Raw genomic sequence first — 25,948 nt, 5'->3', positions numbered from 1 at the left:
GAGATCGACCATGATCGTATTCCTGGATTTCGAAGCTTCCTCGCTCAGCAAGCATAGCTATCCGATCGAAATTGCTTGGGTGTTCGAGGACGGCCGGTCGCGGTCTCTGCTCATCGCTCCGGAGCCGAACTGGACGGACTGGTCGGAAACCGCAGAAGGCATTCATGGCATTTCCCGAGAAAAGCTTGCTGATCAAGGCGTCCCGGTTTCGTTGGTGGTCCACGAGATGATGGCAACGCTGTCCGATCATGATCTCTACGCGAGTTCGCCGTCATGGGACGGAAAATGGCTCAGCGTCCTGCTTCGCGCCGGAGGGGTTCCGAGACATAGTCTGCGGGTGCGAAAGTCCGACGATCTCTTCGTGGAGGTTGCCTTGATGCTGATTGAAGACAGAAATGTGCGTGGCGTTGACGCCGCTGCGCTCGTTGCAAAAGTCATTGCGCGGAGCGAGCCTGCTAGACCGGCCCACCGCGCGCTTCAGGACGCCGCCCTAGAACTTGAAAGATTGCGTCTGGTGCGGGAGGCTATCGAGAGCTTGGCGATCGCGCAGGCGCGCACCTGACCCGCCCTGACGTGAAAAACCCGGACCCCGCAAATTCCCGGAAAACACCCTCCGATGATCGATGCGGGTCGAAATGTCCAATGAGCAAGACTATATGAAAAGTCATACTTTTCATCGGAGGTGTTTACAATGGCAATTAAAGGGAACCTTTTGATCGCAGGATCAGAAAAGCGCGGCTCGAACGGCGAGTTTTCGGGGATCGAAGCTGCGACCGGAAGGTCCCTGGCCGTTTCTTTCGGGGGCGCCGCGCCTGCCGACGTCGAGGATGCTACCCGTCTGGCGTGGGAGGCCTTCAGCATCTATCGCGAAACGGACCTCGAAGCGCGAGCCTCCTTCCTCGAGACGATAGCGACCGAGATCGAAGGCGTCGGCGATGAGCTGGTCGAGCGCGCTATGGCCGAGACTGGCCTTCCGCGCGGGAGGCTGGAGGGGGAGCGAGCCCGTACGACCGCCCAGCTTCGGCTGTTCGCAAAGGAGGTCCGCGAAGGCCGGTTTCAGGAGCTCCGCTTCGACGCGGGCGATGCCTCGCGAAAGCCGGTGCCCAAGCCGGACCTTCGCCTGCGCAACATTCCCATCGGGCCTGTCGCCGTCTTCGGCGCCTCGAACTTCCCTTTGGCCTTTTCGGTTGCGGGCGGCGACACAGCCTCAGCCTTGGCCGCCGGCTGCCCGGTCGTCGTAAAGGCCCACTCGGCGCATCCAGGGACGTCCGAACTCGTGGGGCGCGCAGTCCAGCGTGCCGTCCAGAAAGCCAACCTGCCCGTTGGTACGTTCGCTCTTCTGTTCGACACGGGCTTCGACGTGGGGCAGCAGCTGGTCGCCGACCCGAGGATCCGCGCGGTCGGCTTTACCGGCTCCCGCAAAGGTGGGACCGCACTTATGAAGATCGCATCCGAACGCAAGCAGCCGATCCCCGTCTACGCCGAGATGAGCAGCATCAACCCGGTCATCCTGTTTCCGGGAGCGCTTGCTAATCGTGCCGAGGAGATCGCGACATCTTTTGTCTCGTCACTGGCGCTCGGCGCCGGCCAATTCTGCACGAACCCCGGTCTCATCCTGGCCGTACACGGTAAGGGGCTCGACGCCTTTATCGCGAGGGCCAGGGAACTGCTGCCGGAGACCGGGGCGCAGACGATGCTGACACCGGCCATCGCCAAGGCGTTTCGAGAGGGCGTCGGCCGCCTCGAACGACATGCCGAGGTTTCCATGCTCGCCAAGGGAAAGTCCGGCGGCAAATACGACGGAGTGGCCGCGCTCTTTGAAACGTCGGCCGCCTCGCTCCTCGCACATCACGAACTGCAGGACGAAGTCTTCGGCGCGGCCGGGCTAGTCGTGCGCTGCAAGGATTTCGATGAGCTGGAGAAGGTGATTGACGCTCTCGAGGGCCAGCTCACCGTCGCGTTGCATGTCGACGATAGCGATATCGACGACGCTCGACGTCTTGTTCCGAAGCTTGAGATGCTGGCGGGGCGGCTGCTCGTCAATGGCTTCGGCACCGGGGTTGAGGTGTCGCCTGCCATGGTGCACGGCGGCCCCTATCCGGCGACGGCCGATGGCCGTTCTACCTCGGTCGGAACACTCGCAATTTATCGGTTTCTGCGACCGGTGTCCTATCAAGACTTTCCAAAAGCGATCCGCCCGATCGCCTTGCGGTAACGATCTGGGCGCGGTCCCCGTGGGACCGCGCGCCAACCTTCTGAAGCGCTCTGCTGTGGCGCGGGACGCGCAGACAAACTATCGTGACCCATGATTAAGAATGCGCAGTCCATCGTCGTGGAGACTTTACCAAGGTCGGCGCGGTACCATTCTGCTTGCCCTGGGGAAGATCTGCTTTGAGAGAGGACGGGATCGAAAAGCGTAGAAGGACGAGGCTGCGCTCGACAGGTCGAGATCCGCGGTTAATTGCAATTGCCCACCATGCAGACGTATGGCCCGAAGGTGATTAAGCTCGGTCGAGTTTGCCAATGAACGACCGCAAGGCCGCGGAGTGATCGTGCAGCACATAGCGGAGTTCTTGCTCGGGCGAGGAGTTCGCTACCTATTCGCAACTATCAGATCGCGCAAACCATCTGTCATTTCCGGGCTAGGACTCTAGCCGCCGCACTAAGTATTTCGCTGAACGAAAGCTTTGAAACGTTGTCAGCGAGATTGAGGGAGGCAATCAACGGATCTTCAACCGCTTGTCCGACTTCGTCATGCGGAACAGAGGCGCTCAACTGATCGAACCAGGCCTTGTCCGTAACGCCGACGAAGAGACGGACCATGGATTATCCTCTCATCTCGGCTGTGTTTGCAAGCTATGACGTTCTGGCAATCCACATCGTCAGTGCTGCAGCCCGAGAGCCAGCTACTGCAGAGCATAGCTTGCAGATCGTGGTCTTGTTCCTTTTCACTTCGGCGTTCCCCATCCCTCCTCCGTATCTCATGTCGCAAGCACCCGCCCGAGATCAGACAACAGCTTTTCGCGTCGGCCCTCCGAAAGTTTGGCCAAGTTGTCGACTTTCCAGCGCACCGCCGGCAAGTCCGCGGCTCCAGGCACGCCTAGCAAGTCCCACTCTGGCTCGCCAGCCTTGAAGGAAAGAAGAAAGCGCCGGTGCTCGGCAGGCATCTTGCCAACGACCTCTGCGATTAGAGCTTCACGAGCATCGTACAGCGCCTCCAGGGTCACGGGCTCTTCCGTCATGCCGGCAAACCCCGCGTCAAACTCGTGGCGCAAATCCTTGCGCGTCGGCGCCAAGACCTCGCCCATCGGCCTGTTGTGGCTCAGGATGTAGACAATGAAGGCACGCCGCAGCTCATCGGATATTCCCTCATTCGCGAGCAGACGCCTGATATCGAACAGATCTCGTGGATGCTGCCGATCCAAGGCTGCGACGATCTTGCCGGCGTAGAGGTCCGGGAAGGACACAACAGGCACCTCGGCATATCCGAACAGCTCTTCGAACCCGGTCGCAAACCGCCCGTGTCTCGGGAGAGTAGACGCAGCCACGAATGACAGGCGTCACCTCGATTTTGATCTGTACGCCGTCGGAGGTAACCAGCACCTTGTTGCAGCGCCTTCGCTGTGCAGCGGCACGGCCTGGGTGCGGCTGCGCGGTACATTCTCGGCTATTCGGGCAGCAATCCGCCGTATGGCGGCATCGATATTGGCGAGAGAAGTCGCGCGATCTTCGACCGGCAGATAGGTCAGATCGATATCGACCGACAGACGTGGAAGGTCTCTAACGAAAAGATTGATGGCCGTGCCACCCTTCACTGCGAAGACGTTCTCCTCTGCAACGAGCGGAAGAACTCGAACAAGGAGGCAGACTTGCGCGCGATCGGCTTCAGACGCCGGCATCGAGTGTCTCCGGCACAGTGATCTGATACTTGCTGTCCAGCCGCCCGCCGACCACGATCTGGCGCTTGCCACGACCGAGGTCGATACGTTTGAGATCGAGCCGGCCGAGCCATGGATGGGCGTGCCGCTCGGCAAACCAGAGGAACAGCCGCTTCACCTTTACGCTGCGGCACGCTTCCAGCACGGCCTGAACCCGCTTCGGGCTTAGAGTGCGAACCGACTCCATTAGGACGTCCGCTTGATGAAACGTCTCCCGGGATGGGAGCAGGTCGAGAAGCTCGCAAAATGCTCGCTCCGGCGCGGAGACATGAAGCTCCCACCCCCAGTGTCCCCATGCCAGGCGCGTCCTTCCAGGTGCGTCGGCATCAAAGAGCTTGTCTGCCTTATGTTCGACGAACTGAGCGTCGGTCGGTATCCGCTCTACCCAGCCAGGCAGACTGCCATAGGCATAGAGGTGGATTTCTGGCTTGCCTGAAAAGCGGAGGTAGTGCGTCAGGCCTTGTAGCTCGAGGGCACTGCGGCCGCCTACGTGCACGGATTTGCCCAGAAGTCGCTGGAGCGAGATGATCACGCGCTGCCAGGCTATCGCCTGATCAACGTTGCCGGTCGGTCGCTGATAGACGCCACGAACGACACCTTCCAGCCAGCCCTGCGCCACGTATTTTTCGCGCCACTGCCGACGGTATCCGTGTTTTTCCAGCCACGCGGTGTCAACCACCAGCCCCTCGGGGACCAGGCGGCGAAGTTGGTTTATCTTTTCGTTTTTTTGACCTACCATTAGTAGGTAAAATTAGCATGAGTCCAAACTGCGGGCAAGTTCGAAGTTTCGCATTTTCGACCCATCAACGGTAGGCAAAAAAACCTAATATTCAAACTAGCAATGCACGGCCGACGAGAAACAAGCGAGCCGACCGAGCCGGGCCGCTTACAAGCCGTTATACGCGAGGAGAGCAAAATCAACTAAGGTTCTCTCAAGACCCGTTAACCTCTGCATCTTACCGACCGAGTGCCCGCTGTCACGAGCCAACTGCGATTGCTGTTAGCGGGTTCTGAGGCACGGGATGAAGTCGTGTAACCATTTCGGTCGTAGCCGCTTGGTGCCGAAGACGTGGACCACTCGGGGGCGTCCGAATGAAACATATGAGCGCTCACGGTCATGGGTGACCCTGAGGGCCCTTCCTTGTTTCTTGCCCGTGGAAATTGTTTTGCTCGGAACCATGTCGGCTCATCGACATTCCCCTTTCCGAGCGCGGGCCGTGTCAATCGGACGTGACAGGGATGGTGAACATCACGGTTTTTCCGATTTCCCGTGATGGCCAACGAAATGGCAGCCGAGCGCCCCACCTGTCCGGCATCGCCTCACCTCTTCTTGCCGGAGTTCACATGATCGACGATCGTCTACACGTCGGGCCCGTTGAGTTCTGCTGCCAGGACGTGGTTCTTGTCCGTTCAGACGGCATACCGCGCACGTGGGATGACGCCAATGCTTTCACCACACATAGAAACTGGCGCGATGGTCTGCGAACGCAGTCTAGCGTCGACCGTTTCAGGCGCGCCGACGAAACCGAAGTCTTCGGAACGATGGTCACTGGAGGCTACCGGCTGCGCTGCGTCGATCTTCGCGGACAAGACGGATGACGGCAAAACAGGTTCATGAGAAGGCGTTCCTTGAGACGCCCGACGGCCGTTACATCATCGTTCGCGGACGCCTCTGGAGAAAGACAAATCCCCGTCTGCCTGAAGAAGAGCGAAAGCTCCTCGTGTCAAAACTGATGTCGGCAAGGAGGGCCGTTAAGGAAGCCGTCGGACGAGCCGATGAGCTTCACACCGCAAGGACAGCAGTTAACGCCGCAAAGATTGCGCTAGGGGAGCGCGGACCCGTCTGGTGGACAGATGGAGCGCCGGACTTAAATCGACATTTGGTCAAGAACACTCCTTACGCCGACTGGTTCGAAGGCCTGAGAAGCTGAAACATTTGCCGCTCGCAAGGCCTGGGAAACCCTTGCAGGAGACAAAGCAAAAAACCGGCTGGACGATGTCGACATGCCCGGGTGATCTTCGAAAGAGCTTGTCTACTTTCGCACGAGGCTAAAGGAAAAGTGGCTGCCCCGGTGATAGTCAATCGCGTAGATCACCGGCACGCCGGAAGCGTTGAAGCAGGTCTCGGTGATCAGCAGCGCAGGCCCGAAATCCCTCAGATCGTGGCGTTCGATGACATGTTCGGGAAGCATGACGGCACTAACCGAAGCCGAGGACATGCGGGGACGCTGCTTGTATTGATCGAGCAGCGACAGCAACGAGCCGCTCCAGTCGATGTCATAGAGACGCATCGGAATGATGCTGCGAGGCACGTAGTCGACGCAGTACATGATGGGCTCATCGTTTTCGAGGCGCAGGCGTTCGATACGGATGACGCGATCCTTGTCGCCAATTTGCAGGTGCTTTGCGGTTGTCGCTTGCGGCTCCTCCTCCGAAATCGACAGGACCTTATTGATCGTCTTATAGCCATAGGCTCGCGTCATGTCGGTGACGCTTTCAAAGACCGTGATCGGACGGTCAACCTGAACTGCGGAGATCGCTGAAACGAAGCGGCCGCGGCCATGCTCGACGTATATCTCCCCTTCCTGTTCGAGCAGCTTTAAAGCTTCCCGAAGGGCTGGCCGTGAGACATTGAAACGCGCCGTCAGCTGGGCTTCGGTCGGCAATCTGTCACCGGGCTTCAAGCCCTTGTCACGGATAAGCTCGGCGATGCGGTCGCGCAGCTGGATGACAATGGTGCGCGTATCGCGAATGGAATCGTCCAATCCAATGCCTCACTTGGTTCCATTATGGTCCTTTTTCTTGTCTGACGAATTTTGCCAGGTCAAGGCGTTCCTGTCGAGCCGCGCGGGCTGCCAATCACTTTAATGCGGCTGACCTGACCCTGGAGCTCGCTTGACACCCGCAACGGAAGATGTCAGTTGTCTTACAACATTGAAAGCGCGCTTCCGAAACGACGCCATACGGCGTCATCAACCGATGAGAGTTACATGTTAAATTTCGACGAGCAGCGGTTCCTGCGTATCCAGTATGGCGCTGTAGGCCTGGCCCCCCGCATCGACGATGTGATCTCCTCCTGCCTTGAGGCCGGAGCCGACAACATCTTCTTCCTGGGCACTGGGGGCGCGGGCATCCTGATGCAACCGGCTGCCCAGCTGCTACAGCGCAGGTCGCGCTTCCCGGCATTCCTTGATCTCACCGCCGAACTCTTCGTCGGCGGGTCGGCAAATCTCACCAAACAATCTATCGTCGTCATGCCTTCGCTTTCGGGTACGACGAAGGAAAGTGTCGCGCTGCTGGCCAAGCTGAAGGAGGTGGGTGCGACGGTGCTGACGATGGTCGGCCACGAGGAGACGCCTCTCGGCAAGGGTGGGGACCATGTTTTCGTGAACTTCGCCGAGGACGATACTTCCTGCGAATCCTTTTATCTGCAGTCGCTCTTCATCGCGCTATCAATCATGAAACACCGTGGCGAGATCGCCAATTATGATCAGCTCAAAGCAGAACTGACGCAGCTGCCAGCCTTGCTTCTGGAAGTGAAGCGGACCTTCGAGAGCAAGGCGGAGGCTTACGCCAAAGCCTTCGCCGGCTCGGACTACCACATCGTCACCGGCGCAGGAAATGTCTGGCCTGAAGCCTTCTATTACGGCATGTGCATTCTGGAAGAAATGCAGTGGATCCGTACCCGCCCGGTCCACGCCTCCGATTTCTTCCACGGAACGCTGGAGCTGGTCGAGAAGGATGTCAGTGTCATCCTCTTCAAGGGCGAGGATGCCTATCGTGCGTTGGCTGAACGCGTCGAAAATTTCGTGCCGAACTATACGGATAAACTGACGGTTCTGGATACCGCCGAATTCGAGCTCCCGGGCATATCGGCGGATGTCAGGGCGCTCGTATCGCCGATCCTGCTTGCAACCGTTTTGGAACGGATTAGCGCGCATCTTGAAGTCATGCGCAATCATCCGTTGACGACGCGCCGCTACTACAAGCGCGTCGCTTATTGATCTGCTAAGCTCAGCGCAAGCCGCGACACGATCGTGTTCGCGGCTTTCGTCGGCGTAAAGCCCAGCATCAAAGGTAGACCTAGAATGGCGCATTTTCGTTTCGCAGCCGTTGGCGACAATTGCGTGGACCGTTTCCAGCCGCCGATCAACCAGGCGCTGATCGGCGGTAATGCCGTGAACGTCGCAGTACAGCTTGCTCGTCTTGGACACAGTTCCTTTTATTTTGGAGCGGTTGGCAAAGACGTTGATGGTGAGCGCACGACGAGGGCATTGAAAGATAACGGTGTCGAAACGTCGTGTTTGCAGCTGCGTCCAGGCAACACCGCTTATACCAACATTGAGCAGACCCCCTCCGGCGACCGGATTATTGCCTATGAAGATTTCGGCACCTGCGCCGGTTACAGGCCGAGCGAGGAGGACATCGCTGTCCTCAAGACCATGGACCACGTGCATCTCGGTTGGCTGGATGACGCCGGTGAACTGCGACGCAGGCTTTCGAGCGAAGGCGTGAGCCTGTCCCAAGATATTTCCGTCAACGCTAACCCGGAGAACCTCGGCGTCGCTGGCCTGACCGTGGCCTTTGCCTCGGCTGGCGCACGCGGCGCGCCGGCCGACAGCTTGCTTTCCTATCTGCTTGCGAATGGCGCCGCTTGTGCGGTCGTCACCTGCGGGAGTGACGGTGCGCTGGCGCGTCGCGGAGAGGAATTCGGGGAATCCTCAATCGCGCCGGTCACGGTCGTGGATACGACCGGCGCGGGCGACAGCTTCATCGCTGGATTTCTGGCGGCCTTCGTGGCACAGCAGCCGCTGGTCGCCTGCCTGGAGCAAGGCCGCGACTGCGCGGCCATCACCTGCACCCATGTTGGCGGATTTCCCCAGCAACCGCTGCCGCTATAGCTTCTCCGCAAACAGCGACAACAACAAGAAGGCGGCAGGTCATTCGATCTGCCGCACCTTTCAGGTTCAGTGCAGGATCTGGCTGAGGAAGAGCTTGCTGCGGTCGTTTTGCGGGTTGTCGAAAAACGCAGCAGGCGCTGCCTCCTCCACGATCGCACCGCGGTCCATGAAGATCACTCTGTCGGCGACCTGACGGGCAAAACCCATCTCGTGGGTGACGCAGACCATGGTCATTCCCGTTTCGGCGAGTGACACCATGGTCTCAAGCACTTCCTTGACCATCTCCGGATCAAGCGCCGAGGTCGGCTCGTCGAACAACATGACCTTCGGCTGCATGCAGAGAGCCCGGGCAATGGCGACGCGCTGCTGTTGACCGCCGGAAAGCTGGCCCGGATATTTGCCCGCCTGCTCGGGAATGCGCACACGCTCGAGATAGTGCATGGCGATTTCCGTCGCCTTCCTCTTGTCCATCTTCCGAACCCAGACGGGAGCCAGAATGCAGTTCTCAAGTATCGTGAGGTGGGGGAAGAGGTTGAAGTGTTGGAACACCATCCCGACTTCGCGGCGGATGTCGCCGATATTCCTCTCGTTTTCCGAAAGCTCGGTACCTGCGACGACGATACGGCCTCGCTGATGCACCTCAAGACGATTGATGCAGCGGATCAGCGTCGACTTGCCCGACCCCGAGGGGCCACAGATAACGACGCGCTCACCCTTGCGGATCGTCAGGTTGATCTCGTTCAGAGCGTGGTATTCGCCGTACCATTTGTTGACACCGGTAAGCTCGATTTCAGGCCGCGGATTGAACGTCAAGTCATATTCTCCCTAGACTATTTGAGCACAAGCCAGCCGGAGAAGATGATGATGACACCTCCGACGATGGTGTAAGTTTCAATCGGAGCACCAAACAGCACTGCTCCGTAGAGGCAGCCCCAGACAATCTGGCTGTATTGGAAGGCTGCAACGACCGACGCGTCGCCGATACGGAAGGCCCGCACCAACAGAGCATGGCCGACGTAAAGCAGGGTTCCAGCGAGAACAGCGACCAGCAGCGCGCCCGGTCCGATGGCATCGAACCCGCCTGTCGCCATCGCAACAATGAAGGCCGTGACGGTCAGCATCACCAGCATTGTTGCAACGAGCGCATCGTCGGATTCCTCGGATTTCGTCTTCCGCAACAACGCGAGCGAGAGCGCAAAGAGAAGAGCGGAGCCGATTGCCGCCATGTGGCCCAAATTGAGCGCACCGGCACCCGGTCGCAGCGCCACCGCGACGCCTGCAAAGCCGAGCCCCACACCAAGCCATCCGATCAGCGACAGCCGTTCGCCAAGAAAGACGAAGGCCAGAATGGCAACAAGAACCGGAGAGAGGAAAGCAAGGACATAAGCTTCAGCTAGAGGCAGCGCTGCAAACGCGTAGTGGATCAGCAGCGTATCACCAGCAAGCAACAGCGCGCGTATCAGCGCCAGTCCCGGCTGCCGGGGTACGAGTTCGCCCAGCCGGCGGGTGAATACTGCGCGGCCGCTGACGAGGAGGAGCGCCGCCAGGGTGATGAGGAAGGTGACTTGCGGAACCCGGAACTCGGCGCTCAAAAGTTTGACGAGCGCGTCGGTGCCGGAAAAGGCTGCAAAGGCGGTGATGACAATGGCTGCGGCCCGCAAGTTGGCGTTGGCGCCGGTCCCAACTGCCGACGCCGACCGGATGCTATCGGACATTGAAGCGGCCAAAACGTTCTTCGATCCTGGCCTGGAGGAACTCAAGGCTAATCGACAGGAGCCAGTAGATCATCGAGGCGGTGATCAGCATTTCGATGTGGCGGAATTCCGTTTGGCCTTGGGTGCGGGCGAGATACATGATTTCCCACACACCGACGACGGAAACCAGCGACGAGTCCTTCAGCATGGCGATGAACTGGTTGCCCGTCGGCGGAATGATGACGCGCATCGCCTGCGGCAGGATAACGAGAAACATCGTCTGGTTGGGACTTAGGCCAAGGGCGGTAGCACCTTCCGACTGGCCGCGCGGAATGCTCTCGATGCCGGCGCGGAAGATCTCCGTCATATAGGCGCCGTAGCAAAGCGAGAGCGCCAGAATGCCGGCTGGAACGGCGCCGATGACATATCCGACCTGCGGCAGGCCGAGATAGATGATATAGATCTGCATCAGGAGCGGCAGGCCGCGAAAGAGCGAGGTGTAGAAGGTCGCAAGACCATACACAACGCCGTTCTTCGAGAGTTTTGCGATCGCACCGGCAAGCGCAATGACCGTAGCGATAACGATCGAGATCGCCGAGATGTAGAGTGTTGTCGTGACGCCCTGGGTGATCAGGAAGCCAATCTTCTTGGCGATGAAAGCAAAGGACAGATCGAATGAGTAAAAGAACATCATCAGCAAAGCGAAAAGCTCTACCCAGACACCGACGATCTGGTGGCGCCGAGAAAGAAGCCGCAGAAGCCTGACGTTGACGGCGATAATGAGCGAGAGTAGGACTGCCGAAACGACGCGGCTTGTCTGAGGGCTGTCAGAGACCCAGCCGATGGCGACCGGAAGGAGCTTGCCGATCCAGGCCGAGCTGACGCCGAGCGCATAGAAAAGTGCTGACAGCAGCGCCAGCATGAGAAGGATGCCCGTGCGTCTCGTGGCATCCGGATAGTTCAGTATCAATCTTCCAAACATTCGGATTTTCTCCCGCGGCGTTTTCTTCAGGCGGCTCTCTCTCGCCACCAGTCCTGCGCCTGCAATTTCCAATAGGTAAGCTGTGCCGCCGCCAGCCCCGCAACGCCGCCGGCCCAGACGAGTCCGAAGGGCTGGAAGAGGCGGTACCGGTCGGATTGCCCGAGAATGCCCTCGGCGACCACCTTGCCGCCGATTGCCGTGGTGTTGAGGCCATGGCCCCCAAACGCGGTACAATGCCAGACCCCTGGCATCATCTCGCCGATCTGGGGCATCAGGTGGCGGGCATAGGACATCAGGCCCGACCAGGCGAGCTCTGTCTTCAGTCCGCTCAGCTGCGGATAGGTGCCGACCATCTCATGGCGCAATTGACGCGCGAGGGCGCCAGGCGATGCGGCGCGCGTTGTGATGCGACCGCCCCACAGCAGACGCTTGCCTCCGTCCACGAGCCGGTAGTAGTCTCCAGCGCGGCGATTGTCGCCCACTGCGCAGGACGTGGCGATTGCCGTGGAGATCAGTTCCGGGTTTTCCTCGGAGATCATCACGTAGGTTGCAATCGGCAGGAATGAGCGCTTGAGCCTGCCCACGAGGCGACCCGTATAGCCGCCGGTGGTCAGAACGGTCCGACGCGCCCTGACCCGCCCGCCGGCCGTCGTTACAATCTTTTCGGCGCTGGCAAGCTGACAGTCAATTGCGGCCGAGTTCTCATAAATGCGCCCGCCCAGCCGCTCGATTTCCGCCGCCACGGCCCTCAGATAATTGAGCGGATGCATGTGGAAGGATTTCTCGCTGCGCAATGCCTGGAAGTAACGCTCAGACTTCAGCACGGTGCGAACCTGATCGCGATCCATGAATTCCAGTTCGCTGCCGTAGTCGCGGTTCATTTCCTCGGCATACAGCTTGAGGCTTTCGCCGCCGTCGTAGCGCAGTGCGCTGATGATGCCGCGCTGCGGGTTGGCATCGATGATGTCGAGATCGCAGATGGTGTCACGAACGAACTCGACGCCTTCGACAGATAGACGATGGATATTCTTGGCGGCCTCGTCGCCGACGACGCGCGCAATCGCTGAATTGTCTGTGGCAAACCCGGCGCTGACGAAACCACCGTTGCGACCGGAAGCACCGAAGCCCACGGATTCAGCTTCGAGCACCAGGACAGAAACGCCAGCGCGCGCAAGCTGCAGCGCCGTGGTGAGGCCGGCAAGGCCCGCGCCTACGATCACCGTGTCGCACTCTGTCGGGCCGCTCAGCGCAGGGCGAACGGTGGTGTCTGTCATGGTGCGGCGGTAGTAGGTGTCAGGGTAGGACATGGTGGCTCTTTCAGGACGAACGGCAAATGGAGGGGCCCGGGCAGCAAGATCGCCCGGGCCCAGTCTCGCTTAGTCAGCACTGTAGTCGGCGCCGTACCACTTCTTGGTCAAGGTGCCGAGCGTGCCGTCGGCCTTCATCGCCTTGATGATTTCGCCTATCTTGGCGGTCCATTCGGCGTCGCCCTTTTCGGCAATCACGACGAGCGGCTCGCGGAACGCGTACTCGCCTTCAATGACGCGCAGTGGGTAGCCGTTCTTGATGGCGTTCTTCGCCGTCTGCTCCGGCGCTACCACGGCGTCGATACGTACGCCAGGTCCAAGGCGCAGGTCATCGAAGGGCAGCATGGAATCGGCGAACGTGCGGATCTCGCCAGCAGTGACCTTGTACTCGATCGGCGGCAAGCCGGGGGCATCGATCTGCAACTGGTGACGCATGAAGTCTTCGGAAGTGGTGGCGGTCTCGACACCGATCACCTTGCCATTGAGGTCAGACACGGTCTTGACCGGACTGTCCTTGTGGACAACGTAGACATAGGGGCTGTAGTAGTAGATGCCGGCAAAGTCGATGACCTGGGCGCGTGCCTTGGTCGGGGTAACGGAGCCAACGCCGACGTCATACCTCCCCTGCCAATGTCCACCGGTAAGCGTCGCCCAATCAGGCGTCTCAAAACTGACCTCGACGCCAAGGCGCTTGGCAATTTCGTGCGACACGTCGATGTCGAAGCCAACCATCTGATTGTTATCATCAAGATAGCTTTGCGGGGGCCAGCCGCTGTTAGTGGCAACGACCATGGCCTTCTTCGACATAACGCGGTCGAGCGTCGCACCGGCATGAGCAACGGAAGCAATGGCGAGCGCGACCGCGCCGATCGCCATGCTCTTCAACGATTTTTTCATATTTCCTCCAAGACGTCAGCCCTCGTTCCGTTTATGTAAGATGTCTGACAACACCACTAGATGGCATCGGTTATGGGGTGTCAAGACCTCCCCTTCCCCGAGTTGATGAATCTTGAGCACTACCCCATGTCGCTTACGAATGGGAATGCACACCCCGATGTTGGTCACCGGGGCCATATATCCGGTCATCGGACAACCGCCGCCTTCTGCAGATTACCTCGACGGCTAATGTCGATATGCGGCCGTAGTCCGCCTGGCCCAGGCCTCATCGTAATGCATTCGATCGGATGTTGCTCGCCGGCGACAATTAACGGGTTCCTCGACAATTCGAGCAACCGTAAGATTGTAGCGAGGTAGGAGCTTGTAGCTCAAAAGCGCAAAACACCCTCGAGAGAAGGTCCACATGTGCCGGCGTCTGACGCGGATTTTTTGCATGACCTTGAGTGTCTTCCATATTTCGGACAAACACTTCTTGCAGCAAAAGGCGTAACCTGAGCCAGTCGGCGCTCGGGGATGTTGTCCTCCGAGAGTGTGTCCGTGTACGGTGACGCGGTCGGTGTGCTTGGCGCCTTTCAGGGGGCCAGCCGTTTATGACGATGCCCGGCAAATCGTCGATATGAGGTGGGCCCATTGGAGAAGTTCTGAGCCGGTTCTGCTGCAGGTTGGCGCGTACGCTTGACCCTCACGTGGGTTTTTTTTGAGCCATAGAACTGCGCCGCATTTTTTGAGAACCCGCCGGCTAACTGCGCAGGCTTGATAACGAGGCAGCGATCACCACCCGAAATACGGCTACCACCCAAGAAACGCGGCCTTCGTATGCGCTTGACCGGCGAACAACTGCGATGCCGTCATTTCATCGCGGCGACGATAAAACGAACCCGATTACAGTCTCGTTCTTATCGACATCCTCAGCAACCTGAACCTCGCCGTCCTCAGGCGCTGCTTCTCGGCAGGTCCTCGGAGACTGTCGCGACGCCAGCGCCACATTATGCCGTCACAAGGCATCGACCATCTCCGGAAGCCGAATGCGCCGCCCGCCACAGTGGAGCCAGAATGCAACGTCTATCGGAGCCGTGCTAGAGTTCGCGGTCTTCATGCGGCAATAGCAGCGTAGCCTGCCTGGGCGTTACTTACCGCCACCCTTTCCCCCGTTCCCGTTTCCGCCGCCATTGCCGCCGTTGCCCTTGCCGCCGCCGTTACCATTGCCACCACCGTTGCCATTTCCACCGCCATTGCCCTTGCCACCACCATTCCCATTTCCACCGCCGTTGCCACCGCCCTTGCCGTTTCCGCCGCCATCTCCATTCCCGTTGGAGTTGCCACCCTTGCCAGAATTGCCCTTCCCCTTGCTGTCATCGGCAGTGTTTGCACTGGTGTCGTCAGCGCCCTTTTTCGATTTGCCCTTGCCGTCAGGCGCGGCATCCGGTTGGCCGGACAGCTTCGTGGCCCCGATAGCTGGGACAACCGCAACGGATGGCGCGACGGACGTTATGGATGGCTTCGATACCGCTCCTGCGACGTCCATACCGGCTTTCCTGTCCACAGTCGCGCTCTGTCGGGGTCCAACATTGGCTTGTTGGCCGCTTGCGAAAGATGTGACCTGTACAAGCCCGCGGTCGACGGCGACCGATGCCTTGCTCTTGCCAACCGTGACATGGAAGATCGTACCCTTCACGACGGCAGCCAGGTATGGCGTCTGAACTGTTGTATGCGGCTGGCTCCGCTTTTCAATCTCAAGATCGAGCGCGCCGACCTGCTGGAAGATCTCGGTTTTACGAGGTGACAGGAAGCCGCCCGCCTTGGTCGTGATCGCAGCCATTGTATTCGGCTGGAACCCGATACTTTCGACCCCACGCACGAGCTGAGCACGCCCGCGAGGGCCTGTGGAGATCCAAGCTTTATTTGGCACCACATCACCAGCACGCAGGTCGGTCCACTGTTTCTGGTCAATGGTATACCGAACCTGGCTCGTGGCCTTGGCAACCTGCCAGTCATCTCCGGACGCATGGGCGCCAATCGGTGCCAGAAGAAAGACGAAGAGTAGCATTCGAGCGAAGAAAGACATGGAGACCCCCCAGATATTGAGGGTACCTAATCACGACCGAACTTAAGAATGGTTTTAAATCACCATGTCATTTGGGGGAATGTTGACCCTCGGTACGATACCAGACAGAGCGTAAACGAGACCCGCGGTCGGCCGAAACATCGACGACAGCCCAGGCGCTCACCCAGTCCTCGATGACGGAAAAGCTGCAAACTCTAAGGCTGCCCGACAAAGATTTCGGCATCATGGCCAAATAAAGCCCACGAAGGCGCAGACGCTGTCCATACACGATGTCGGGTCCCAAATTATCCCGATCATCGAGCGCCCCGACGCGGATGACCCGATAATCTGGCTCTCCAACGGCTTCGCAAAACATGGGCGTCCCGCAGTTGAGACAGAAACTACGCCGGATCACGTTTCCGCTGTCGCTTCTGCCCTCGTAGGTGGCACGATCACCTTCGACCGCAACACCAATCGCTTCGACGATGATGTTGACGGACGCATTCCCGCACGCGAGATACTGGCAATCCCGGCACCAGCATGATCGACTCGCCAGAACCTATCCGCTCGACTTGAACCTCACTGTTGCGCAGAGGCACCGCCCACTAGATCACGGAGTTCCTGTACGAATGCGTCGTGAGGACGATAAAGCACGACCTCCCGAGGGAGATCCAATATCTCGCACGCGAGGCAAGGGCGGATAGAGAGCTTAATGGAATGCCGGACGAGATAATCTCCTCCTTTATCAACTTCATCTGGCAGAACAAGGGCATCCTGTTGAAGAAGCGCCGTCGGCGCAAATTCGAAAAGATGACCGACATGGGAAGTCGAGGCGGCGGAAGCGGTGGTGAGGGACGTGTTCGACATGGATGTACCAGGAGATGCCGCGGTGGACTCGGCAAGATTGTCCTTGTGTCGGCCTGCGAGAGCGGTGAGGTGGAGCCGAAACGTAAAAGACTTACAAGTGGTCAACGAGGACGGCAGCGACGTTTGGCCGCCGGAGTACCAGCACGCGGTCCGCCTATATCGGGATCCAAAGTGGGCGCTTGCGTCGGCGCCACCTGCGGCTTTACCCGCTATGGTAGACCTGCCTGGAAACCGAAACGGTCGAGCCGTCCGCGGTCGTCCTCCACAGGCAGCGCCATGACGGCGTCGAGGCCATTTTCCTCAATGAAGGCCAGCTTCAATCACTGTGCTGGGATTGTCGGAATGCCATCACCTATCCCTAAGCAGGGCGGTGGGCGGGATTGAATGTGAAGCGCTGCACGCTATCTAAAGACTTAGCTCTTCGGACAGTGATTGTTTGCCGTTTTCTCGGTCATTTTCGGAAAGCTCCGCTGTCAGGAGCATAAAATGCCAAACGTAAAAACTGTTGCAGACATGAGTGTCGAGGAGCGAGAAGCAATACTCAGCGCTCTATCAGAGCGACTTAGCTTCTCTGCCTCCATTGCAAATCACGACGGTGACCCTGATTGGCGAGTCTTGCGCGCGCTCAGCGAGAGGCTCCGTCGGGATGGCGCAGAGATCGCTAATGACACTTGCGATGCGGCGTCTACGGTGGTCCTAGAGGCTATCGAACTTTTAGCGAAATTTGAGATCGGCCGTCCACCCGACTCATCTACTATCCACTAATACCCCGCCCATCCACGTTCCTATACCGACTCCGACCGCAGTTGTTCGCCGGCTAGATCGAGCGACCCATATAAAAGCCGGACCGCCGCATCACCGCTTTTCACGTCGGGCAAGGAGATCATTTACTTGCGCCTCCTCTTCGCTGGTAAGTGGTCCGGCGGCAAGCCAGCTTAGAAGCAGTCCTATCCGCTGGAGCGATTCGCGCGGTGTCTTCCCAGATCTCAAATCTGCGGCGATCTGGTCTCTCAGCATGCGGTCTATTCTGTTCATTCTGCCCTCCCGATGCGGAAGCCCGCAAAGACGCTTTGCTTTGCGGGCCTCATAAAGCTCAGATGCAGTCGGGAACGGTCCCCAGGAACCAAACTACCGCCGGGCAATATTACGTGGTCACAATCCCGAGGGATTAGCGAATGAATTCGACTGATAGACCAACCGGCTAAGAGCCCCGATAATCCATTTGACACAGGAGCAGCTTGAGTTGCTCGATATGCTCGCAGATACGAAAGAACTGAAACGCGTTCCCAACGTTTCCACAAACCTCGTCGCGCTCGAAGCGCTAGGCCTGATTGGACATGACTTCAAGCCGCCAGAGGTATGGATGGCAAGTTCTAGAAAATCAGTTGCAACGGTCGAGTGGTAGTCACAGATCCTGCCGCCTGCCCAGATGGCTCCGGAGAAAATGCCTTCGGTGCCATGCAAGCCAACCTCGACATCGGCTATGGCGCATCATCCGTTTCCTTCACATGGTATGGATCTGACGAGATGGACGAAGTCTCGGGCGACGGTCATGCTGAACTACTCGACGATGGCTCGGTCGAGATCACGTTCGCATACAACAACGGCGACGAGGCCATCCTCAAGGCCATGCCGCAGACTTTTTCAACAGCCTGCTCTCATGATCGCTGTCAAGCCTTTGTTTCATAGGAAATGTCCGGCAATGTGCCGGGCGCAAAGTGATGTGGATGCGCAAGGTAGGAGACGGAACTGAGACGACGGTTGAGCAAGCTCTCATGCGCGGCTTGGTTACCGCATGACCGTGGTTTCGTCCTGGGGCTGCCTCGTTCTAGGGGCGAGCGTCGATCCGATCGGCTCATAACAGGCACGAGGGTTCCCCACCGCGTTCCGTCCCCAACCTTGTGCATCGGCAGGGTCTGGGCGCTCCTTGTCAGCCTCGGCAGGCTCGTCAGGCTGGAGACGCCGTCACTGCTCTGGCGATGGCCCAGATGAAGCCGACCATCTCGCTGGCGATGGCGGTCGTGACCACGACCTTCGCCTTGCCAGCGGCCACCAGATGCCTGTAGCGCTGGCACATCCGCAACTGTCCCTTCCAAGCGATGTCGCGGATGGCCTTTGGCAGGGCTTCGAGCCGGTCGTGCAGCTTCCGGCTGACCCGCGCTTGCATCCGGTAGCTCCAGGCCCCTTCGATCAGTGCCCGCTGCATAGCGGCAATCTAGGTGAGATTCGTATTGCCTCACCGAAGAATGCTCCCGAACGGATAACATATTGCCTCACTTGAATGCTCCCTGACCTTCAGTGAGCTCTGGTAGCCGTTCGGCTTCGCCAGGTTCGATTCCGAAGATCATTCTATGCGCGCGATCGCGGCGCCAGCCTTTCACCCGTCGTTGCACCGTACGGATTAGTCCACAGGATACTCATCTGGGTAAATGCTTTGAAGCCGCTCCAGTAGCTCCCGGCCGGTTCTCCATGGCTCATCTTCAAACCATCGGTAAAGATCATTCGTCACTTTAATCAGCGGGTCGGGGCGCCGTCGCTCGCGTTTCAGTTTCGGCTTCGCTTTCGCAGTCGGACGGACTTCGCCCTCTGTCCACGCGATACGCAGGCTTCGCAAAAAGCTCTCAATATCGGGAGCCTCGGTTGAGGGTGTTCCCTGGTGCGCGATGTCAGCAAGCCGCTGTTGCCCTGCACGAATGTCGCGGAGGAGCTTCACAGGGTCGAGTGGTTTGCTCATGCGCATTACGCGGTCCCGTACCTCCACCGCCGTCCTTGCATCCGACAAAGGCCGTTGGTGTGGCGTCGCAGGAGAAGAATACAGCTTCTTGACCATCGCGCCATTCCGCTGCTTTTCCAGCAATTTGAACGATGGTTGAAAGAAGTTCATGAACAAGCGCACCGAACGATAAAGCTCCGCGAGTGTCGCCGCTGCTTCAACACCTTCATACCGATGATAACCAACAATGCGGCGCACGACCGGTCCGTTTTTCTGCTCCACATACGCCTGATCATTTTTGCGATATGGCCGGCAGCGAGTAAATTCGATATCTGAATCAACGCAATAGTCCCTAATCGTGTCGTTGATGAATACGCTATCGTTGTCCCTATCAAAGCCAAGGAGCGGGAACGGCATTAATCGGCGAAGCTCGGTCAAAACTTCCGTCAAAAGCTTCTGTTCGCGAACAAGCAGAGGCGCACATTCGGTCCAACCGGTCGCAATATCGGTAAGGACAAGGGTTTGAATAAAGCTGCCACGTGCGTTGGGACCGGAGTGCGAGACGATCGGCCCCGATGAAGCCAGGTGCGGGATCATCCCAGTCGGAGAATTTCCGAATTGGTACACTGCGCTTCAACGCCGATGACGCAACGGAACGTCTGCGTCGCCGGCCGCCTGCAGTTTCGCGAACGCTTTTCAACGCGCGGTCGATGGTGGCTGCACTCATCTGAAGCAGAAGTGTACGGACCTGATCGTCCAATTTAAAATGGCCATGCTGTTCCATCGAGGAGATCAGAATCGGCAGCAAGGGCTTCAATCGCTTCACACAGATTCGGTCGGATGCTTCCCACAAAACGATCAGAGCCTGTCGGGCCGCCTCGTCATAAATCTGTGCCCGCGTTCGCGACTGCCGTTGCTTATCCGCCCCCGCAGCAAACGCATCGCATGTTTGCGATGCATCCCAAAGATCGAAACGAACTGATCGAGGATCTGCGATTTTTCCTCCCGCTTTCCGGCTGCATAGCGTTTTGCCAAAGCAGCAATTAATTCCTCTTTCGTCGTCACACTGATCAGCCTCATCTGATTTGCTCCGCACCCACAAATGCCGGGAGCAAATCAGATGAGGCAACGGCCAACAATCAGGGAGCATTTCTCGCGAGGCAATGCGCGTCTCATCCTGATTGCCGCGCTATAGCCCGCCGCGCAAGTCCGCTGCCGGCCTTCGTAATCCCGCCTCGGCGCACAGTTGCCCCGCTGGAATGCTCGGTCGGTGTAAGGCCGAGATAGGCCATGAGCTGGCGGGGATTGTCGAAGCGGTGGAAGTCACCGACCTCAGCGACCACCGTCACAGCGACGATGAAGGCAACGCCACGCATGGCCTGCACCGCCTCCACCACCGGTGCCAGGTTCCAGGTCGGAAGCAATTCTGCAATCTGCCCGGTCAATAGCTCGACCCGGGCCTCGGCATCGGCAACGGCATCGACATAGTCTTGGAATACGATCTGTTGCGCGGGGTGCTGGAAGTGCACCGTCGTCAGCCAGCGCCGATAGGCTACCGTCCAGCCCTTCTTCCCCGCATAGATGCGGCCATGGCGTAGCAGGAATCCTTGCAGGTGTTGCCGCGCCTTGCCAACGACGCGCACCGCCGTCGCCCTTGCCCGGACCAGATCCCGCATCGCCTCATGAGCCGTATCGGGCACCCAGATCGCCGTCAGCTCTCCGGTGTAGCTTCCGCCAGCATCACCGCATCGCGGCGGTCGGTCTTCACGCGATCACCGGCTTTCATTGGAATGAGCGAGGGCGCGACCACGATGCAGTCGTGTCCCAGTTCGACGAGTTGACGGTGCAGGCCGTATCCGCAGGGTCCCGCTTCATAGCAGAAATACAGCTGGCACCCATCTGCCCCCAGCCGTTCGGCCAGCTTCCGCACATGGTCAGGACGATGCGGGATCGCCCCCCAGTGACGAACCTCACCGCCACGCTCTCCTCCCGCGACCGCAACGGAAATCGTCGCCTTGTGGACATCCAACCCGATGAAGATGGTATGCTGCATTTGGTCTCTCCCCCATTCTTGAGGCTCGGCGCCAGCCAACCTGGCGTAACCCTCGAACACAGAATGTCACGGGAGAGGCCGCCGACCCAGTCAGCTCACAGCCCGATGATGGGGTCTAGAGGCCGATCGGGAAATCGATCGGTATCGGTGGAGATCCATTCACCAACGATTACGCGACTTGCTTGCCAAAGATTTGTAGCAAGCGCCGCCAATTTTCGCAAAAAACCCCGCCGCCCCATCATCGCCAAAAGCGTACGGTAGCAGACGGTTTCAGAACAGCTCCGCACCTGCCGGAACGTCTCGGCACCCCGCCGCCCCATCACCGATTGGGATCAGCTCGTGTTTCGAGACCGAGGGCGGTCATGTTATCGCCGGTAAGCATCGCCAGCCGGGGTGTGTGATGAAATCGCTTTTCCCTGGCCTGTCGTCGAGGCAGATTGTCATCTTCATGATCGAGACTAGCGTGGTGAGCTCTGGACTGTTTGTCGTGCTCGCGCTGCTTTACAGCTAACGCAAAAAGCCCGCGTCCTGTTACGGGAGCGAGCCCTAAGCTGGATGGGTCTATCCAGATGGAGGGGCGGCTCCAAGTCACCCCGCCGGAAATCAACTGCTTACAGCGGTACGGCTTTTGTAAGGCTCCCATCGCTCCATACCTAGCAGGCACCGCTCGAAGCTCGGTGGGATCTTATAAGAGCAGCATTGATCACCACCCGTGCCGAAGCGTCTAAGGATTAGCGATGCGACCGACAGGCCGGAGCGGCAATCCGGCACCAAGTCAACGGTTCTCAATGCTGGGACGTGTCATCAGCAGACGGAGGAGTTCCGTGAATGCTGCGTCCCTTGAGGGGCGTTATGCCTTGGGTCGCATATCGATGCAGGCCCGTGACGTGAATCGAGCGCGGCGCCCTCATGGGCTTGCCAAAATTCCGCTCCAGGGCACCAGCCAGATGCGCCGGCTCACGAATGCCTTGGAAAAAAAGCCTGATTATCAGCTTAGACGCAACATTCAGTTCACCCGTCACGCTCCTCGTTATGTTGCCGCTGTAGCCGCTGCTAGCGAGTACGCCGTTCAGCATCTTCATGTCTTTGGTTGCGAGACTGGTTGTGTCAATCGTGGAAGACATGAGGTCCTCCTTTCGGTCAGGGCGAAGCTAACAGCTTCAATCAGCAGCGCCCGTTCCATGGCTGCCGAGACGTTCAACCTGCGCTTAATCATGCACTATAGCAAATGAAATCGCCGAGATTGATCCCTTTTGACCTGCCACTGAAGTTTCATCCGGCTGCGATTAGAGCCTCGGCGGTTTTTGATACGCCAAATGGCGGTGTGTTAGCAACCGGCGGAAACGCGAAGCTTCCATATTGCGTAGCGTTGGAGCCGGTTGCGGCGATGATCCCGGCATAGTCCGCCGGGGTTTGGTATCCGAGCGATGAGTGCGGCCGGAAATTGTTATAATCGTCGGCCCATTCTGCGATGGCGCTGCGGGCATGATCGAGCCCGAAGAACAGGCTCTCGTTGAGCAGCTCGTCGCGCATGCGGCCGTTGAAGCTCTCGACATAGCCATTTTGCATCGGTCTTCCCGGCGCGATGTAGTGCCACTCGACCTTGTGATCCTTCGACCAAGCAAGGATGGCATTCGAGGTCAGTTCGGTCCCGTTGTCTGAGACAATCATGCCAGGCTTACCTCGTCGCTCGATAAGCGTCGTCAGTTCTCGCGCGACACGGCGACCTGATATCGATGTGTCCGGGATCGCCGCCAGGCATTCGCGCGTGACATCGTCGACTACATTGAGGATGCGGAAGCGCCTGCCGCAGGCGAATTGATCGTGGACGAAATCCAGAGACCAGCGGGCATTGGCCTTTGCTTCGACGAGGATCGGCGCACGCGTGCCGACGGCACGCCGCCTGGCTTTCCGTTTGCGCACGGAAAGACCTTCCTCGCGATAGAGCCGATAGATGCGATTGACCCCGGAAGGCTCTCCGTCTCGCCGGAGCAGAATGAACAGCCGTCGGTAGCCGAACCGTCGTCGCTCGTTGGCTAGATCGCGCAGCTTCGCTCGCAACTCGACCTCAGGCGGCCGAGAGGATCGATAACGGATCGTCTTTCGATCTGCGGATATGATCTGGCAGGCCCGCCGTTCCGAAAGACCCATGATGGCCTTCAGGTGCGCGACAGCGTCACGCTTGGCGGCAGGCCCTACCATTTTTTTGAAAGAAGCTCGCGGAGTGCGGCTGTATCCAGCATCTGTTCGGCAAGCAGCTTCTTCAGCTTGGCATTCTCGTCCTCCAGAGCCTTGAGACGCTTGGCCTCAGACACTTCCATGCCGCCATATTTGGCTTTCCAGTTATAAAAGGTCGCCTCGGAAATCCCGTGCCTACGGCAAAGATCAGCCGCTTTCGCTCCGGCTTCCTGCTCCTTCAACACTGCAATGATCTGCTCTTCCGTAAATCGCTGCTTCTTCATAAGTCCGTCCTCAATGGGCCGAACTCTAATCCATTCTGGAGGAAATTCTCAGTGGCAGGTCAGGTGCGTCCTATCTTGACTGCTCGCTAGCATAGACCGTTGCGAGACTACCTGCACTACAATTAGACCTGGCAAAGTGCGGTCTACTGTCAGCGGAATTCATTCGCTAATTGTTCTCATCTGTGAGCAGGTTGTCCGTCATCAAATGGGACGCGCCAAAATGGATAGAATTGAGCGACTCCTTTGGGAACAAATCACCACAGATCTCAAGTCCGGACTGACGCCAGGTGAGTCCCTCGCTCGCGTGCGTGCGCTGCTGCAATGGCTAGCAGAGGGTCCGCTGAGCGTTGAAGAAGAGGTTCAGGTTAAAAACCTACTCGCTCAGCGTGGGAGGCCTTGAGGATGGCGATGATAAGCCTAACGAAGGTGCGCCCGGCAGGACAGCGCATCGTCATCAACACGAAACATCTGGCTGCTCTTGAGCCCTATGGCGACGGAACGATCGTTTACCTTGCCCTTCCAAACGAGAAGGGAACACCGTTTTCGTTCACGGTAACCGACGCTTTAGAGAAGATCTTAGCCGAGATCTCAAAGGGGTGGTAGTTAATGGAAGAACTGCCCAGTTTTTTTAGTTGTTTGGTCGCTCATTCGATCTTGATCCGCAACCGGATCCGAAAAATTCCGTGAATAGGACTGTCACGCACTAGCAAGGACCCCACCGCCCCATCATTGACCTTCAGTGAAGGGTCGAACGGCGATCCGGCCAGCATCGCGAAGTATCTCATCGATATGGATCTCTTGATCCTTGTCGCCGCTAATGATCCCATATCTGCCGCCATCCTCAGGGGGGTAGAACGAGATGCCAGCGACCTTGCAACGGGCTGCTATCTCACCAATTGCGTCAGGCGAGTAGCGTTTTGTGTCAACCGTACGGGTGCAGTTCTTCATCTTCAGATCGGTGTGGCTCTTATGGGGCTCGGTCAGGCGTGCCGCCGTTAACATCGCCCGGAAGTAGGAATCTTATCAGAGAGTTTTCGCTTTTCACACCGTCGCGATACGCCATGAGGATCTGCTTTGCGATCTCCTCACGATGCATATCGAGCGTGAGCTGCTTGACGTTGCAGATATGATCGAACACCCGTTGGCAGACGGCAAGCTCGTCTGGCGACAACATCAGATTATCTTTCAGCGCAAACATGAGAAGGCCTCCCATATTGAAGTGAGGCCAAACTTTACCGCTGAACAATTAGCAAGCCAACACCCCAACCGACCCATCATCGATGTCCGCAACGGGCCGATAGCGGACCCTTCGGCTTGCCTAATCGCGCTCATGCTGTGATGGGAGCCAATCGAGGAGCCACCTCGCCAGGATTGCTAGAAGGGCAACGGCGTAAGCGCAGCCAAAAGCTTCGCGTTTCCGTCGGTTGCTCACATCGCGACTGTTGGCGTATTCAGAAGCGCCGGGACTCTAGTCGCCGCTGGATGGAAGTTCAGCGGCAAGTCAGTAAGCCATCAATGCATTTGTCCACAATAGGGCCTAGATGCGACTTTCTATCAAGCCACCAACTATGACGGCAAAACCCACTGCCCCATCATCGATTGGGATCAGCTCGTGTTTCGAGACCGATGGCGGTCATGTTCTCGCCGGTAAGCATCGCCGGCAGGGGTGAGTTTGCAGCGAGGTTTGAAGCTTCGATCTTCGACTTGAATCCATCCGTTGAACATGGCGATGTTCACTGATTTCCTGCCGACGCCGTGAGGGATGTGCGTAAAGCCTCGGGTATCGAGACCGCGCAGGAGAGACATCATTCGGGATGATACAAGAGGTTGCATAGAGGTCGAACCTTGGCCGCCCGGGATGGTTCCCTTTTTTGTTGAAAACAGAAGGAGCCCGCTATGGGGTGCAAAGCAGGCTCCAAAAAGCTCAGAAGGTCGGCCTCCAGGAAAGGGCCGCACCGGGCGATTAGCACTAGCTCACACATAGGGAGCAATGGCGAGTGAATTAAATTGATCTAAAATTGCTAATTAAAAAATTATTCCAAATCAGCCTGTGGTAAGACAACGACTTAAATAAGTTTTCGGATTGGAGC

Annotated in this window: 21 protein-coding genes and 4 pseudogenes; 8 read left to right on the top strand and 17 right to left on the bottom strand. The window is 58.2% G+C overall.

Annotated elements, in window-relative coordinates; all coding sequences use genetic code 11:
• Positions 1–10: 10 nt before the first annotated feature.
• Entirely contained in the window at positions 11–562 is a 552-nt protein-coding gene (locus tag ABIE40_RS29940; protein ID WP_199629788.1) for a 3'-5' exonuclease, read from the top strand.
• Positions 563–691: 129 nt separating this feature from the next.
• Entirely contained in the window at positions 692–2,215 is a 1,524-nt protein-coding gene (locus ABIE40_RS29935) for an aldehyde dehydrogenase (NADP(+)) (RefSeq protein ID WP_199629789.1), read from the top strand.
• Between the two features lie 416 nt (positions 2,216–2,631).
• On the opposite strand, the gene ABIE40_RS29930 is transcribed toward ABIE40_RS29935, so the two are convergent.
• The 3 genes and pseudogenes from ABIE40_RS29930 to ABIE40_RS29920 form a co-directional block, all read right to left on the bottom strand.
• On the bottom strand, positions 2,632–2,823 hold the full coding sequence (locus tag ABIE40_RS29930) for a hypothetical protein (RefSeq protein WP_199629809.1): 192 nt from the start codon (positions 2,821–2,823) through the stop codon (positions 2,632–2,634).
• Positions 2,824–2,981: 158 nt separating this feature from the next.
• A pseudogene (locus ABIE40_RS29925) lies at positions 2,982–3,899 on the bottom strand (nucleotidyl transferase AbiEii/AbiGii toxin family protein).
• Complete coding sequence (locus ABIE40_RS29920; protein ID WP_199629790.1) at positions 3,886–4,677, bottom strand: type IV toxin-antitoxin system AbiEi family antitoxin domain-containing protein; 792 nt, start codon at positions 4,675–4,677, stop codon at positions 3,886–3,888. Before ABIE40_RS29920 ends, ABIE40_RS29925 begins: the two are co-directional and overlap by 14 nt.
• A gap of 500 nt (positions 4,678–5,177) precedes the next feature.
• On the opposite strand from ABIE40_RS29920, the gene ABIE40_RS29915 reads away from it, so the two are divergent.
• Both ABIE40_RS29915 and ABIE40_RS29910 read left to right on the top strand, forming a co-directional pair.
• On the top strand, positions 5,178–5,537 hold the full coding sequence (locus ABIE40_RS29915) for a hypothetical protein (protein ID WP_199629791.1): 360 nt from the start codon (positions 5,178–5,180) through the stop codon (positions 5,535–5,537).
• The gene (locus ABIE40_RS29910) at positions 5,534–5,869 is read left to right on the top strand and encodes a hypothetical protein (protein WP_130279654.1); all 336 of its coding nucleotides are present in this window, start codon (positions 5,534–5,536) and stop codon (positions 5,867–5,869) included. The genes ABIE40_RS29915 and ABIE40_RS29910 overlap by 4 nt, the downstream gene beginning before the upstream one ends.
• Before the next feature lie 102 nt (positions 5,870–5,971).
• Here the strand turns inward: ABIE40_RS29910 and ABIE40_RS29905 are convergent, their stop codons facing one another.
• On the bottom strand, positions 5,972–6,703 hold the full coding sequence (locus ABIE40_RS29905; RefSeq protein ID WP_112720120.1) for a GntR family transcriptional regulator: 732 nt from the start codon (positions 6,701–6,703) through the stop codon (positions 5,972–5,974).
• 225 nt (positions 6,704–6,928) lie between these two features.
• Between ABIE40_RS29905 and ABIE40_RS29900 the strand changes: the two genes are divergently transcribed.
• Positions 6,929–7,942 carry an SIS domain-containing protein gene (locus ABIE40_RS29900; RefSeq protein WP_112720121.1) on the top strand — a complete coding sequence of 338 codons (1,014 nt, stop codon included), beginning with the start codon at positions 6,929–6,931 and terminating at the stop codon, positions 7,940–7,942.
• An 84-nt stretch (positions 7,943–8,026) separates the two neighbouring features.
• Positions 8,027–8,839, top strand: coding sequence for a PfkB family carbohydrate kinase (locus ABIE40_RS29895; protein ID WP_199629792.1), 813 nt, complete (start codon positions 8,027–8,029; stop codon positions 8,837–8,839).
• A gap of 66 nt (positions 8,840–8,905) precedes the next feature.
• Here the strand turns inward: ABIE40_RS29895 and ABIE40_RS29890 are convergent, their stop codons facing one another.
• The 7 genes from ABIE40_RS29890 to ABIE40_RS29860 form a co-directional block, all read right to left on the bottom strand.
• Positions 8,906–9,652, bottom strand: a complete 747-nt coding sequence (locus ABIE40_RS29890) for an amino acid ABC transporter ATP-binding protein (RefSeq protein ID WP_199629793.1) — start codon at positions 9,650–9,652, stop codon at positions 8,906–8,908.
• 17 nt (positions 9,653–9,669) lie between these two features.
• Complete coding sequence (locus ABIE40_RS29885) at positions 9,670–10,554, bottom strand: DMT family transporter (protein ID WP_199629794.1); 885 nt, start codon at positions 10,552–10,554, stop codon at positions 9,670–9,672.
• Positions 10,544–11,515, bottom strand: coding sequence for an amino acid ABC transporter permease (locus ABIE40_RS29880; RefSeq protein ID WP_112720125.1), 972 nt, complete (start codon positions 11,513–11,515; stop codon positions 10,544–10,546). The genes ABIE40_RS29885 and ABIE40_RS29880 overlap by 11 nt, the downstream gene beginning before the upstream one ends.
• A gap of 26 nt (positions 11,516–11,541) precedes the next feature.
• A complete protein-coding gene (locus tag ABIE40_RS29875) occupies positions 11,542–12,822 on the bottom strand; it encodes an NAD(P)/FAD-dependent oxidoreductase (RefSeq protein WP_199629795.1) in 1,281 nt (426 codons plus the stop codon).
• A 69-nt stretch (positions 12,823–12,891) separates the two neighbouring features.
• Positions 12,892–13,719, bottom strand: coding sequence for a transporter substrate-binding domain-containing protein (locus ABIE40_RS29870; protein WP_112720127.1), 828 nt, complete (start codon positions 13,717–13,719; stop codon positions 12,892–12,894).
• Positions 13,720–14,845: 1,126 nt separating this feature from the next.
• Positions 14,846–15,784, bottom strand: a complete 939-nt coding sequence (locus ABIE40_RS29865; RefSeq protein ID WP_112720128.1) for a FecR family protein — start codon at positions 15,782–15,784, stop codon at positions 14,846–14,848.
• Positions 15,785–15,851: 67 nt separating this feature from the next.
• Positions 15,852–16,319, bottom strand: coding sequence for a GFA family protein (locus ABIE40_RS29860; RefSeq protein ID WP_199629808.1), 468 nt, complete (start codon positions 16,317–16,319; stop codon positions 15,852–15,854).
• A 1,709-nt stretch (positions 16,320–18,028) separates the two neighbouring features.
• On the opposite strand from ABIE40_RS29860, the gene ABIE40_RS29855 reads away from it, so the two are divergent.
• On the top strand, positions 18,029–18,319 hold the full coding sequence (locus tag ABIE40_RS29855) for a hypothetical protein (RefSeq protein ID WP_354541241.1): 291 nt from the start codon (positions 18,029–18,031) through the stop codon (positions 18,317–18,319).
• Positions 18,320–18,578: 259 nt separating this feature from the next.
• Here ABIE40_RS29855 and ABIE40_RS29850 read toward each other — a convergent pair.
• The 5 genes and pseudogenes from ABIE40_RS29850 to ABIE40_RS29825 all read right to left on the bottom strand — a co-directional run.
• Positions 18,579–18,833 (bottom strand): annotated as a pseudogene (locus ABIE40_RS29850) (IS110 family transposase); the annotation flags it as partial.
• Positions 18,834–18,903: 70 nt separating this feature from the next.
• A pseudogene (locus ABIE40_RS29845) lies at positions 18,904–20,423 on the bottom strand (transposase).
• Between the two features lie 110 nt (positions 20,424–20,533).
• Positions 20,534–21,396, bottom strand: a pseudogene (locus tag ABIE40_RS31100) (IS110 family RNA-guided transposase); the annotation flags it as partial.
• Positions 21,397–22,181: 785 nt separating this feature from the next.
• Complete coding sequence (locus tag ABIE40_RS29830) at positions 22,182–22,520, bottom strand: hypothetical protein (protein WP_199629797.1); 339 nt, start codon at positions 22,518–22,520, stop codon at positions 22,182–22,184.
• 148 nt (positions 22,521–22,668) lie between these two features.
• Positions 22,669–23,858, bottom strand: a protein-coding gene (locus ABIE40_RS29825) for an IS3 family transposase (protein WP_199630049.1) whose coding sequence is annotated in 2 segments (ribosomal slippage) — positions 22,669–23,606 and positions 23,606–23,858 — 1,191 coding nt in all. Because the reading frame shifts where the segments join, the coding sequence is not laid out codon by codon here.
• A gap of 402 nt (positions 23,859–24,260) precedes the next feature.
• Between ABIE40_RS29825 and ABIE40_RS29820 the strand changes: the two genes are divergently transcribed.
• On the top strand, positions 24,261–24,461 hold the full coding sequence (locus tag ABIE40_RS29820; protein WP_112720137.1) for a hypothetical protein: 201 nt from the start codon (positions 24,261–24,263) through the stop codon (positions 24,459–24,461).
• A gap of 364 nt (positions 24,462–24,825) precedes the next feature.
• On the opposite strand, the gene ABIE40_RS29815 is transcribed toward ABIE40_RS29820, so the two are convergent.
• Entirely contained in the window at positions 24,826–25,056 is a 231-nt protein-coding gene (locus ABIE40_RS29815; RefSeq protein ID WP_112720139.1) for a hypothetical protein, read from the bottom strand.
• Between the last annotated feature and the right edge of the window lie 892 nt (positions 25,057–25,948).

Origin of the sequence: Rhizobium sp. OAE497 (genome assembly GCF_040546565.1) — a bacterium.
Lineage (GTDB): Bacteria > Pseudomonadota > Alphaproteobacteria > Rhizobiales > Rhizobiaceae > Rhizobium.
This window is presented reverse-complemented; position numbering and strand designations above follow the sequence as displayed.